The organism is Streptomyces sp. NPDC126499 (genome assembly GCF_040302485.1).
Lineage (GTDB): Bacteria > Actinomycetota > Actinomycetes > Streptomycetales > Streptomycetaceae > Streptomyces.
Window position 1 is genome coordinate 129,595 of the sequence record NZ_JBEOUO010000005.1, and the last position, 12,553, is coordinate 142,147.

A 12,553-nucleotide genomic window follows, 5' to 3' on the forward strand; every position below is an offset into this window, starting at 1 on the left:
CCTACTGGTTCTGGCCGCCCAGCATGAAGAGCAGGTAGAGGAAGCCGGCGAAGAGGTGCCCGGCGACCAGGTAGGCGAAGAGGCGGAGCACCAGCCCCTTGGGGAACTTGCCGGCGCCGCGCTCCTCGCCGGTGACCGGTACGGACTTCTCGGACATGGCGGTACCTTTCGGGACGTCAGCGGCGGTGCGGAGGACCGTCGCCGAGGCACAGCTCGGCGGCGGGGCTCTGCATCAGGGTGTGGACGAACAGCAGCTCCGCCCCGGCCGGGGTGGCGGCCCCGATCCGGTGCGGGGTGAGCGAGTCGAAGTGCGCGCTGTCCCCGGGGTCGAGGACATGGACCGCCTCGCCGAGCGCGAGCCGCACCCGGCCCTCCAGGACGTGGATCCACTCCTCGCCGGGATGGACCCGCACGATGTCCGCGCGGGTGGCGTACGGCACGTGCACGCGCAGGCACTGCATCGCGCGCCCGGCCCCGCCCGCCTGGCGGTAGGTCCAGCCGTCGGCCTCGACCGGCTCGGAGCGCCCGCCGCGGACGACGGGGTCGCGCTCGGGCGGCACCTCGCCGAGGAGCTCGGACACCGTCGTACCGTAGATACGGGCCAGGGCGAGCAGCATCGGCAGCGAGGGCTGCCGGTTGCCCGTCTCCAGCCGTGACAGGTGCGCCGGGGAGAGACCGGCGCGCTGGGCGGCGGCCTCCAGGGTGAGTCCGCGGCGCCGGCGCAGGTCCCGCAGCCGCGGGGCGACGTCGGGCAGCGCTTCGGGAGCGGGGCGCGCGGCGGGATCCGGGGAGCCGCCCTCGGGGACGTGGTCCATGCGTCCATTGCGCCAGGATCATGCCTCTGGGGCAAGTTTCTTGCCCCAGAGGCAAAAACTCCGGGTCCCCGCGCGCTAGCGCTGCGCGACCGCCTGCTTGACCAGTGTCCTCCCGAAGTCCCACAGCAGTCCGCCGCCGCCGTGGGCGTCGTCCATCACCGCCGTGAAGGCGGTCACGAAGCGGTCCACGTCCGCCTCGTCGATGACCAGCGGCGGGATCAGCTTGATGACCTCCAGGTGGTCGCCCGACACCTGGGTCAGGATGCGGTGGCGCTGCAGCAGCGGCACCACGACCATCTGGGCGAAGAGTCCCTTGCGGGCCGCCTGGAGCATCGTCCAGCGGCTGCGCAGGGCCAGCGAGGACGGGCGGCCGAACTCGATGCCGATCATCAGTCCGCGGCCACGGATCTCGTGCAGCAGTTCGTAGCGCGGCACGAGCTCGCGCAGCCGGCCGGCGAGCAGGTCGCCGATCCGGCGGACGTGCGCCACCGTGCCCTCGGCCTCCATCACCGAGAGCACGGCCAGGCCCGCCGCCATGGCCTGCGCGTTCGAGCCAAAACTGGCCGAGTGGACCAGCACCCGGTCCATCGACGAGTAGACCTTCTTGAAGATCCAGTCCTTGCCGAGGGTGGCGCCGACCGGCACATAGCCGCCGGAGAGCGCCTTGGCGACGCAGACCAGGTCCGGCTCGACGCCCTCCTCGTGCTGGTACGCGTAGAAGTCGCCGGTCCGGCCGAGGCCGGTCTGCACCTCGTCGGCGATCAGCAGCGCGCCGTGCCGGTGGAGGAGCTCCTGGGCGGCGCGCAGGAAGCCGGGCGGGGCCTCGTGGACGCCCTTGCCCTGGATGGGCTCCACGACGAAGGCGGCCACGTCGCCCCGCCGCAGTTCCCGCTCCAGGGCGTCGAGGTCGCCGAGCTCGATCGCCGTGTCGGGCAGCAGCGGTGCGAAGCCGTCCCGGAAGCCCTTCTCCCCGTTGACGGAGAGCGAGCCCGTGGTCAGGCCGTGGAAGGCGTGGGAGCAGTAGACGACCCTGGTCCGGCCGGTGGCGTACCGGGCGAACTTCAGGGCGGTCTCCACGGCCTCGGTGCCGCTGTTGCCGAAGAACACCCGGTCGAGGTGCGGGCTGTGGGCGAGCAGCTTCTCGGCGAGCAGTCCGGGCAGCGGCTGGCAGTCGAAGCGGGTGAGGTCGGCGAGCTGGGCGTCGAGGACGTCGTGCAGCGCCTTGCGGACGACGGGATGGTGCCGGCCGAGGCCCATGACGCCGAAGCCCGCGAGCATGTCGAGGTAGTCCGCGCCGTCGGCGTCCCAGAAGTGGGCGCCCTCGGCCCGCTCGTACACCTTGTCGAAGCCGATGGTGTGCAGCATGCGCGGCAGCTGGTGGTTGAGGTGCCGGGCGTGCAGCTCGTAGCGCTCGCCGCCGCGCTCGGCGAGCAGCGCCCTCAGGTCGAAACCGCCCGTCATGACGCGGTCACCCGTTCCCGGAGACGGTCTCGCGCATCGCCCGCAGCGACTCCCTGAGCGAGCCCATGGTGGCGAGGACGGCGGTGGGCTCGTAGCCGCAGTGCGCCATGCAGTTGGCGCAGCGCGGGTCCTTGCCGCGGCCGTACTTGTCCCAGTCGGTCTCCTCGATGAGCTCGCGGTACGTGGGGACGTAGCCGTCGCTCATCAGGTAGCAGGGGCGCTGCCACCCGAAGAGGGAGTAGTTGGGGATCGCCCACGCGGTGCAGGGGAAATCGGCCTTTCCTTCGAGGAAGTCGAGGAAGAGCGGGGAGTGGTTGAGCCGCCAGCGGCGCCGGTTCCCACCCGCGAAGGCCTTCTTGAAGAGTTCCCTGGTCTGTTCCACGCCGAGGAAGTGCTCCTGGTCGGGGGCCTTTTCGTAGGCGTAGGCGGGCGAGATCATCATTTCGTCGACCTTGAGGTCGTCGTTGAGGAAGTTGAGCACCTCGATGATCGTCTGCGGGGTGTCGGTGTTGAAGAACGTGGAATTGGTGGTGACCCGGAAGCCGCGCCGCTTGGCCTCCTTGATCGCGGCGACCGCCTCGTCGAAGACGCCCTCCTTGGCGACGGATTCGTCGTGGCGTTCGCGCAGTCCGTCGATGTGCACGGCGAAGGCGAAGTACCGGGAGGGGGTGAAGTCGTCCAGCTTCTTGCGCAGCAGCATCGCGTTGGTGCACAGGAAGACGTATTTCCGCTTGGCCACCAACTGGCGCACGATCTCGTCGATCTGAGGGTGCATCAACGGTTCTCCACCGGCGATGGAGACCATCGGCGCCCCGGACTCCAGGACGGCACCGACCGCCTGGGCGACCGGCATGCGCTGCTTCAGGACGCCCGCCGGGTGCTGGATCTTGCCGCAGCCCTCGCACTTGAGGTTGCACGCGTACAGCGGCTCGAGCTCCACGATCAGCGGGAACTTGTCCCGCTTGCGGAGCTTCTGTTCGAAGAGGTAGGTCCCGACCCGGATGGACTGACGGAGCGGCATGGCCATAACTCGCTCACCTCCTGGGGAGCAGCAAAGAACGGTGCCATTCGAAGAATGCGGGAAGGACGGCACGAAGGACGCGGAACGCCGATATTCCCCCGCGTACCGTGCCGATCCGGACCAGTTCGTGTTCCGGGGCGTCCACGACCACCCGTACGGCCGCCACCGGGCGGGGTCCGGTCGCCGTCGCGGTACGCAGGGTGGCGGCCGACTCCATGTCGACGGCGATCGCCCCGCCGGCCCGCAGCGCGGCCCGCTCCGGGCCGCGCACCACGTGGTCGGAGCCGGTCAGGGGTCCCGTGTGGACGGTCCGGCCCGGCACGGCGCGGGTGAGCGCCTTCACCAGGAGCTCGGTGCCCACGCAGGGGGTGACGCCGTCGGGGCCGCGGGTCTCCTCGGCGACGATCAGGTCGCCGGGGTGCATGCCCGGAGCGAGCCCCGCGCAGAAGCCGGAGGCGATGACGGCCGCGTCGCGCCACGCCTCCCGCTCCAGGGCGCGGGAGACGGCCCGGCGCGCCTGCGCCGGGCCCATTCCGGTCCGCACCACGGTGACGGGCGCGGGCGCTGTGCCCCGGTCGCCGCTGCGCAGGGCCAGCTTCTCGATGCCGAGGGCACAGGCGATGACCAGCGGGGGCACGGCGGCCGGTGCGGGGCCGGGGGCGAGAGCCCCGGTGGTCCCAGGAGTCCCGGTCGTCCCAGCGGCTCCAGCGGTCCCGCCGCTGTCCGCCGCGCCGGCGGCCCCAGCCGCCCCGGCCGGCTCGCCGCCCGCCGCCGCGCCGGTGGTCCCGGCCGGCTCCTCGGCCATCAGCCGCCCTCCAGGCCGTGCAGCACGGGCTCCCCGTTCACATAGCGACCGAGCGCGGTGAGCGGGAAGACCTGGCGGTAGAGGTGGTAGTTGATGGAGAAGTCCCAGGGGAAGCCGGTGCCGGTGAAGTACGGCTCGTCCCAGGAACCGTCCTCCCTCTGCGTCTCCACCAGCCAGGCGACGCCCCGCCGGACCGCGGCGGACTCCCGCTCGCCGGCCGCGAGCAGGGCGATCAGCGCCCACGCGGTCTGTGAGGCGGTGGAGGCGCCGCGGCCGATCCACCGCTCCTCGCGGTAGGAGCGCAGGTCCTCGCCCCAGCCGCCGTCCTCGTTCTGCACCGACTCCAGCCAGGCGACGGCCCGCCGGATCGCCGGGTGGCCGGTGGGCAGGCCGGCGGCGGTCAGGGCCGGGACGACCGAGCCCGTACCGTAGACGTAGTTGACGCCCCAGCGGCCGAACCAGGCGCCGCAGGGCTCCTGTTCGGCCAGCAGCCACTCGATGCCCCGGCGGGTGCGGGGGTCCCGTGCCTTGCCCTCGTAGGCGAGCATCTCGACCACATGGGCGGTGACGTCGGCCGAGGGCGGGTCGATGACCTCGCCGAAGTCGCAGAACGGCAGCCGGTTGGGGAAGGCGCTGGTGTTGTCGGCGTCGAAGGCGCCCCAGGCGCCGTTCCTCGACTGCATGCCGAGGGTCCAGCGGACACCGCGGGCGACGGCCGCGTCCAGCCGCTCGGGATCGGGGTGCCGGACCCGGCGCAGCGCGAGGACGACCTCGGCGGTGTCGTCGATGTCGGGGTAGTTGTCGTTGTGGAACTCGAACGCCCAGCCGCCCGGCGGCAGTCCGGGCCGTCGCACCGCCCAGTCCCCCTTGCGGGCGATCTCCTCGCCGAGCATCCAGTCGGCCGCCTTGACCAGCGCGGGGTGGTCGGGGCGGACGCCGGCGTCGGCGAGGGCGATGGTGGCGAGGCAGGTGTCCCAGACCGGGGACTGGCAGGCCTCGATCATGCGGGCGCCGTCCTCGCGCCACACGGCGAACCGGTCGAGGGATTCGAGGCCGGCCCGCATCACGGGGTGCTGGAGGTCGTAGCCGAGGAGGTGGAGGGCGATCACCGAGTAGACGGCCGGCGGCTGGATGCCGCCCCAGCAGCCGTCGTTCTCCTGCCGCTCGACGATCCAGCGGGCGGCGACGTCCATGGCGATCTTGCGCAGCCGTCGGGGGGCGATCTTGCGGTAGAGGTGCAGGCCCTTGTCGACGCGCTGGAAGACGCCGTCCCAACTGGCCACGGGGGCCAGGGGCTTGCCGGGATTCGGGCGGGCCGGGTCGGTGTGCAGCTCGTCCAGCGGGAAGGGTGCGGGCCGCACCGGCCGCTTGGCGGAGACGACGGTGAGCGGCACGATCGTCTGCCGCGCCCAGCAGCCGAAGTCGTAGATGTTCAGCGGGAACCAGCTCGGCAGGAAGATGAGCTCGGGCGGCAGCTCGGGCAGGTCCTCCCAGCGCCACCAGCCGAAGAGTGCCAGCCAGATGCGGGTGAAGACACGGGCCTCGGCCATGCCGCCGTGCGCCCGGATCCAGGCGGAGGCGCGGGCCATGTGCGGGGCGTCCGGGGGGTCTCCGGCGAGCCGCAGGGCGACGTAGGCCTCGATGGTGGCGGACAGTTCGCCGGGTCCGCCGTAGAAGGTGGCCCAGGTGCCGTCCTCGCGCTGTTCGCCGCGGATGTGGAGGGCGGCGGCGCGGGTGGTGTCGGGGTCGAGGATCCCGAGGAACCGGCGCAGCAGCAGGTCCTCGGCGTCCATGGTGACGTTGGTCTCCAGGTCGCCCTTCCACCAGCCCTCGGCGTCCTGCCGGCCGAGGAGGTGCTCGATCGAGCGTTGCGCCGCCCTGGCGGCGGCCTCGTCGAGGCCGCCCGCCGTCAGGGGCGGGCCCAGGACGCCCGCCTGCCGGGGGCTTTCGAGGACACCCGCCTGTACGGGCCCGTCAAGGACGCGTGCTTCCGGAGGCCCGTCGAGGACACCCGCTTGGGTGGGCCCGTCGAGGACGCCCGTCTCCGAGGCGGCGGCGTCGGTGGTCGTTTCGCTGGCCGCGGCTGCCCGGGGTCCCATGGGCCCGGCGCTTCCGTCGGTCGTCGCTGTCATGGCTTCCCCTTCGTGCAGTCGGTGTACTTCCGCGTACGTCTGCTTCTTCGGGTCTGCCGTCGGCCGGCGCCGGAGGGCACCGGCCGGCGACTGCGAACTCATATCAGAGCGATGGTGATCATCTCTTCCGTACGACGACGAAATCGGCCAGGGCCGTGAGCTGGGCCCGGACGTGGGCCGGCAGGTCCACCGCGTGCAGGGCCTCGATGGCGGTGGCGTGCTGACGGCGGGCCTCCTGAGAGGTCCACTCGCGGCCGCCGGCCTCCTCGATGAGGGCCGCGCGGGTGGCGAACTCCTCCTCGGAGAAGGAGTCGAAGTCGATGCTCTTGGCGTCGGCGGCGAGCAGTTCGCCGAGCCGCTCGGAGGCCGGGCCGCCGGCCGCGAGGGCGGCGACGACCGGCAGCGACTTCTTGCGCTGGCGCAGGTCGGACCAGGTCTGCTTGCCGGTGGCCACCGGGTCGCCCCAGATGCCGAGGAGGTCGTCGATCGCCTGGAAGGCGAGGCCCAGGTGGTAGCCGTACTCCTCCAGCTTGTCGGCGGTGCGGTCGTCCGCGCCGCCGAGGACGGCACCGATGGAGACGGCGCAGGCGATGAGGGCGCCGGTCTTGTTGCCCTCCATCTCCAGGCACTCCTCGACGGTGACCCGCTCCCGGTGCTCGTAGGAGATGTCCTGCGCCTGACCGTCGATGAGCTTGCGGGTGGCGGTGGTCAGCCGGCGGGTGGCGCGGCCGGCCTCGACGGTGCCGATCTCCAGCAGCAGCTCGTTGGCGAGGGCGAAGAGGGCGTCGCCGACCAGGATCGCCTGGGCGGGGCCGTGCACCTTCCACACCGTGTCGCGGTGGCGGCGCTGCTCGTCGCCGTCCATCAGGTCGTCGTGCAGCAGCGAGAAGTTGTGGACCAGCTCCACGGCGACGGCGCCGGGGACGCCGACCTCGGGGGCGGCGCCGGCCGCCTCGGCGGAGATGAGGGCGAGCGCGGGGCGGACGGCCTTTCCGCTGTCGCCGTCGGCGGGCCTGCCGTGGGCGTCGATCCAGCCGAAGTGGTAGGCGGCCACGGTGTTCATGGGCGGCGCGAGGCGGTCGACGGCCGCCCGCAGGACGGGCGTGGACAGGGCTCGGCCCCGCTCCAGCAGTGCGGCGACATCCGCGGTGTCGACGGCCGGATCTCCCGGGGGCGCAGTCGGCACGGTCTCTCCTCTTGTTCCGGTACTCACACTCATGCCGCCTCCTGCAGCGGATGGTCGTAATGGCGGCCGAGGGCGAAGAGCGCGGCGGCCGCGGCGCTGAAGCCGCTGCGGACGGCACCCTCCATGGTCGCGGGCCAGCCGGTGGCGGTCCACGCGCCGGCCAGGTGGAGGCCGGGTGCGTGGGTGCGGGCGCCGGGGCGGAGCCGGCCGACGCCAGGGGTCGGGGCGAACGTGGCGGTCCGCTCGCGGGTGACGAAGAAGTCCCTGACACCGGCGCCGCGGGCTGCGGGCAGCAGGCGCTCCAGCTCCGGGAGGTAACGCTCGCGCAGCGCGGCGACGGGCTCGTCGATGTCGTCGTGGGCGGCGGACTGGGAGACGGCCAGGTACTGGCCGGGGCCCGTCATGCCGGAGGACTCGGTGCGATCGAAGACCCACTGGACCGGGGAGCCGAGCGCGGTGAAGAAGGGCCGGCGCAGCACCTTGCGGTCGTAGACGACGTGCAGGTTGAGGATGGGGGCGGTGCCGATGTCGAGGAGCCGGTCGGGGTCGTCGAGGGCGCCGTCGGGAAGCAGCTCGCGGGTCTCGCGCTGCGGTACGGCGAGCACGACCGCGTCGGCCTCCAGGGTCTCCCCCGGTACCTGGACGGCCCAGCGGCCGTCGTCGGTGCGGCTGATCCGCTCGGCCTTGGTGCGCAGCGCGGTGCGGACGCCGAGGGAGTCCAGGGCCTTGCCGGCGAGGGTGTCGTGGAGTTCGCCGAGCGGGACGTGTGCCCAGCCGATGTCGGCGGCGCCGGGCTCGGAGAGGAGCCCGGTCTTGAAGACCATCGCGGCCAGGCCCATGGAGGCGTACGGCGCGGTGGCGTTGAGGGTGGCGACGCCGACCAGGTCCCACAGGGCCTCGACGGCGCGGGCGGACTGGCCGTGGCGGCCGAGCCAGGTGGCGAAGTCGATGCCGTCGAGGGCCGGGTCGGCGGGGTCGAGCTTCTTCAGCGCGAGCGCGGCGCGGGCGACGCCGGCACGCTCGGCGAGCGAGAGGTGCGGGTAGGTGGCGAGGCTGTGCGCCAGGTGCAGCGGCACGGGCAGGGCGGTGCGCCGCAGCCGCCCGAGCCGTGGCCCGCGCGGGTGGGCGACGTCCAGCACGGGCACGTCGAGCCGCGGCTGTACGGGGGCGAGGTGGGCGCCGCCGATCCGGTCGAGGAACCAGCGGTACGCGGTGCAGCAGCGCAGGTAGACGTGCTGGCCGTTGTCGACGGACAGCTCGCCGCGCTGGAAGGAGAACGCCAGTCCGCCGAGCCGGGGCCGGCCTTCGAGCAGGGTGACGCGCACGCCCGCCTCGGCCAGCTGCAGGGCGGTGGTCACCCCGGCGAGCCCGCCGCCGACGACGACGGCGTGCGGTCGCGAGCCGCCCCCGTGCCCGGTGCCGGCCGGTCCGGCGGGCCTGACGGTTCCGTGGCCGGGCCGGACCGGCTGGATGTCTTCGGCCGCGGCGCGGCCCTCGTCGGCGGTCATGCGGCCTCCCCTCGGAGTGTCGTGCTCAGGGACGCGGAGCCGCGCCCACGGGTTGTCCCGGGTGTCCGGGACGGCGCGGCGCCGGCGGGACCGGCGAGCGCCCGGAGGCCGCCGTCCGGGCAGCCCGTCGCGTGCGCGGCCCCGAGCGGGACGCCGCAGGGCCCGTTCGCCCCGGGCGTCCTGCCGACCGCACGCCGGAGCACCGTACTGCGCCCGGCGCGCGGACCACGCCTCGGCACACCGAACGCGCCGGCCCCGGCCCCGACCGCGCGGCCACATCCGGCCACCACGCGCGCTCCGGCCCGTACCGCCACGGAGCCGAGGGCACCGGTCGCACTCCCCCCGGCAGCCGGGCGGCCGACCACGACAGAACGGCGGCGGACACCCGTAGCCACGGCGCCCAAGACCTCCGGGCCACCGGACACGACGGCCACGACGGCGCCCGGGGAGCCTGCCCACACCGGCACCGAGCAGCCCGCCACGACAACCCCGAGGCGGACACCCGTAGCCACGGCGCCCAGGACCTCCGGGCCACCGGACACGACGGCCACGACGGCGCCCCCCGAGCCTGCCCGCACCGGCACCGAGCAGCCCGCCACGACAACCCCGGGGCGGCCACCCGACGCCACCACGCCCAAGACCTCCGGGCCACCGGGCCCGGCCGCCCTGGAGCCGGTTCCCCGGCGGGCCGGGGCCGGGGCGCGCGTCACACGGGCCTCCGGGGGGTGCGGCGGGCGAGGTGGCGGGTGTCGAGGCCGGAGAGGCCGCGGACGGCGACGTAGGCCTTCTCATGGCCGGGGAGCGACACCCGGCCGCGCAGGACGGCCTCGGGATCGCGTTCGATGCGGTCGAGGAGGCGGCGGTAGATGCCGGCCATGGCGGCCACGCAGGCGCCGCTGCGGCGGTCCAGCATCGGCAGGAGCCGGTAGCCCTCGGCGAAGAGGGCGCGGGCGCGGCGGACCTCGAAGTGGACGAGGCCCGCGAAGTCGGATCCGGCGGGCGGGGTGGCGGCGGCGAAGCCGTCGGAGCAGCCGAACTTGGCCAGATCGTCGGCCGGCAGGTAGGTGCGGCCGTTGCCGGCGTCCTCGCGGACGTCGCGGAGGATGTTGGTGAGCTGGAGGGCGAGGCCGAGCGTGTCGGCGTACTCGGGGGCGCGCTCGGCGCCCGGCGCGCCGGGCTGGGTGCCGAAGACGCCGAGGGAGAGCCGGCCGATGGCGCCGGCCACGCAGCGGCAGTAGACCTTGAGGTCGTCCCAGGTCTCGTAGGTCTCGCCGCGCACGTCCATGAGGACGCCGTCGATGAGCTCGTCGAGCCCGTCGAGCGGGAGGGGGAAGCGGCGGGCGGAGTCGGCGAGGGCGACGGCGACGGGGTCGGTGTCGTCCTCCTCGATCTCCCCGGCCCGGATCCGGCCGAGGAGCGTGCGGGTGGCCTCCAGCCGGTCCTTCTTCTCGGCGGGCGGGAGCAGTCCGTCGCCGATGTCGTCGACCCGGCGCGAGAAGGCGTAGAGCGCCGACATGGCCTGGCGCTTCTCGGTCGGCAGGAGCCGGATCCCGTAGGCGAAGTTACGGGCCTGACCTCCGGTCACGGCCTCGCAGTAGCTGTACGCGGCCTGGACCGGCGCGGACGGCTGCGGCTGTCCCTCCACGGTGCGGCTCACCCCTCTCTCCGCGCCGTGAGCAGGACGGCGCCCGCCCGGCGCATCAGACTCCGTTTGGCGGCCTTGGGCGGCCCGGGCAGCACGTCGAAGCCCGCGGCGGCGATCGCGTCGAGCGCCGCGTGTCCGCCGGCGGTGAAGCCGGCGAGGAGCAGACGCAGCCGGCCGTGGACGCTGCCGACGAGCGGGGCGCCGGCGTCGAGCAGGGCGCGGGCCCGGTCCGCCTCGAAGGCGATCAGGGCGCGCACCGAGGCGCCGGCGGTGGGGCGGGCGAGGTCGTCCTCGGTGACGTGGAACCGCTTCAGGTCCTCGGCGGGCAGATAGATCCGGTCGCGCGCGAGGTCCTCGGCGACGTCCTGGAGGTGCTCGACGATCTGCAGCGCGGTGCAGATCTCGTCGGAGCGGCGGATCCGCTCCGGGGTGGCGGTGCCGGTGAGGGCGAGGACGAGCCGGCCGACGGGGTTGGCGGAGAGCTCGCAGTAGGCGAGGAGGTCGTCGTAGGTCTCGTAGCGGCGGACCAGCTGGTCCTGGCGGTTGGCGGCGACGAGGCCGAGGAACGGCTCCGGGGTGAGCCGGCAGCGCTCGACGGTGGGGCCGAGGGCGCGCAGCAGCGGATGGCGGGGGGCTCGGCCGGCGGGGTCGAAGACGCGCATGAGGTCGGTCTCGAAGGCGTCGAGGAGGGCGAGCCGGTCCTCGGCGTGCTCGGGGGCGACGCCGAGGTGGCGGGCGTCGGCGCCGCCGGGGGCGAGGTCGCCGTCGCCGATGTCGTCGACCAGGCGGGCGAAGCCGTACACGGCCATCAGGTCGTCGCGCCAGGCCCGCGGCAGGAAGAAGGGGGCCACGGGGAAGTTCTCGTCCGCGGCCTTGCCGAGTGTGGTGTGCGAGGAGGCGTCGGGGCGCACCTGCCGGGTTCCCGTCACCGGCCGCTGCCCGACGCGGGGACGGCGACACCCTCGTGGAGCTGGAGATTCTGCGTCATGGCCGTCACATCTCCCGTTCTACACTGCGGATCCAAAACATCCTATTTCGGACACGCCGCCGACCCCTGCACGTGGCTCGGTGCCCGGTGGCCGGGCACCTGGGGGTATCGCCCCACTTGCCGCGAAACAGACCGGTACAGCTTACGTTGTACGAGGCTTCGTGCCGCGCCGGGGCCCCACCGGTGGGTCGGGCGCCCGGTCACGACGGCGCGGGACACGCCAACCTTCCCGGCGGGCAAGGAAGTTCACCTGACGGACACCTTCGGTCAGGCGGTGTTCACGGCGCGCGGGTGCCGGAGACGACCATGGCGAGGGTGGACTCGACGACGTCGTCCCTGCGCTGGGCGGGCAGGCGGCGCAGCGGCCCTTCGAGCAGGAGGAGGGACAGTCCGTGCACGGCCGACCAGGCCGCCGCCTCGGCGGCGGGGCGGGTGGCGCGCGGCGGGCGGGCGGTGGCGGCGAGTGCGGTGAGCGCGTCGGTGAGCAGGGAGAACGCGCGCACCTCGGCGGCGCAGGCCCCCGAGTCGTCGCCGGCCGGGCCGGGGAGGCCGGCGTCGTCGGCGGGGGTGCGGAGGTCGGTGAAGGCGGAGCGGTAGAGGCCGGGCTGGGCGACGGCGAAGTCGACGTATCCGCGGCAGAGGGCGGCGAGCCGGGCTTCGGCGGCGAGGACGGGATCGTCGGCGCCCGGGGCGCGGGCGGCGGTCCGCTCCATGGCGTCGGCGAGGGCCCGCCGGGCGTGGTCACGGACGGCCGCGAGGAGGTCGCCGCGGCCTTCGAAGTGCCGGTAGGCGGCGGTGGGCGAGACGCCGACGCGACGGGCCGCCTCGCGGAGTACGACCCGTTCGGGGCCTCCTTCGGTGGCGAGGTCGACGGCCGCGCAGATGAGGGCGTTGCGCAGATCGCCGTGGTGGTAGGTCTTGCCTCCCGAGATCGCTGCCATGCGCTCATCCTGCCCGATGTTGACCGCATGAACATTCCAGGCGGTCTCCCG

11 protein-coding genes are annotated in these 12,553 nt (G+C 73.9%); all 11 read right to left on the reverse strand.

The genetic code is table 11. The annotated features are described in order from the left end of the window. Position 1 precedes the first annotated feature (1 nt). Positions 2-157 carry a DUF6126 family protein gene (locus tag ABTZ91_RS09115; protein ID WP_345484386.1) on the reverse strand — a complete coding sequence of 52 codons (156 nt, stop codon included), beginning with the start codon at positions 155-157 and terminating at the stop codon, positions 2-4. 19 nt (positions 158-176) lie between these two features. Beyond that, on the reverse strand, positions 177-815 hold the full coding sequence (locus ABTZ91_RS09120; protein ID WP_352076490.1) for a helix-turn-helix domain-containing protein: 639 nt from the start codon (positions 813-815) through the stop codon (positions 177-179). A 75-nt stretch (positions 816-890) separates the two neighbouring features. Continuing rightward, positions 891-2,276: an aspartate aminotransferase family protein gene (locus ABTZ91_RS09125; RefSeq protein WP_352076491.1), complete on the reverse strand. Its 1,386-nt coding sequence runs from the start codon at positions 2,274-2,276 to the stop codon at positions 891-893. A 7-nt stretch (positions 2,277-2,283) separates the two neighbouring features. After that, a complete protein-coding gene (gene hpnH / locus ABTZ91_RS09130; protein WP_352076492.1) occupies positions 2,284-3,303 on the reverse strand; it encodes an adenosyl-hopene transferase HpnH in 1,020 nt (339 codons plus the stop codon). A gap of 7 nt (positions 3,304-3,310) precedes the next feature. Continuing rightward, entirely contained in the window at positions 3,311-3,934 is a 624-nt protein-coding gene (locus ABTZ91_RS09135; protein WP_352076694.1) for a 1-hydroxy-2-methyl-2-butenyl 4-diphosphate reductase, read from the reverse strand. A gap of 167 nt (positions 3,935-4,101) precedes the next feature. After that, on the reverse strand, positions 4,102-6,234 hold the full coding sequence (gene shc, locus ABTZ91_RS09140; RefSeq protein WP_352076493.1) for a squalene--hopene cyclase: 2,133 nt from the start codon (positions 6,232-6,234) through the stop codon (positions 4,102-4,104). 118 nt (positions 6,235-6,352) lie between these two features. After that, the gene (locus ABTZ91_RS09145) at positions 6,353-7,453 is read right to left on the reverse strand and encodes a polyprenyl synthetase family protein (RefSeq protein WP_352076494.1); all 1,101 of its coding nucleotides are present in this window, start codon (positions 7,451-7,453) and stop codon (positions 6,353-6,355) included. Beyond that, complete coding sequence (gene hpnE / locus ABTZ91_RS09150) at positions 7,450-8,928, reverse strand: hydroxysqualene dehydroxylase HpnE (RefSeq protein ID WP_352076495.1); 1,479 nt, start codon at positions 8,926-8,928, stop codon at positions 7,450-7,452. Before hpnE ends, ABTZ91_RS09145 begins: the two co-directional genes overlap by 4 nt. Before the next feature lie 706 nt (positions 8,929-9,634). Next, positions 9,635-10,585 carry a presqualene diphosphate synthase HpnD gene (gene hpnD, locus ABTZ91_RS09155; RefSeq protein ID WP_352076496.1) on the reverse strand — a complete coding sequence of 317 codons (951 nt, stop codon included), beginning with the start codon at positions 10,583-10,585 and terminating at the stop codon, positions 9,635-9,637. After that, positions 10,582-11,502 carry a squalene synthase HpnC gene (gene hpnC, locus ABTZ91_RS09160; RefSeq protein WP_352076497.1) on the reverse strand — a complete coding sequence of 307 codons (921 nt, stop codon included), beginning with the start codon at positions 11,500-11,502 and terminating at the stop codon, positions 10,582-10,584. Before hpnC ends, hpnD begins: the two co-directional genes overlap by 4 nt. 337 nt (positions 11,503-11,839) lie before the next feature. After that, positions 11,840-12,502: a TetR/AcrR family transcriptional regulator gene (locus ABTZ91_RS09165; protein WP_352076498.1), complete on the reverse strand. Its 663-nt coding sequence runs from the start codon at positions 12,500-12,502 to the stop codon at positions 11,840-11,842. Positions 12,503-12,553 lie beyond the last annotated feature (51 nt).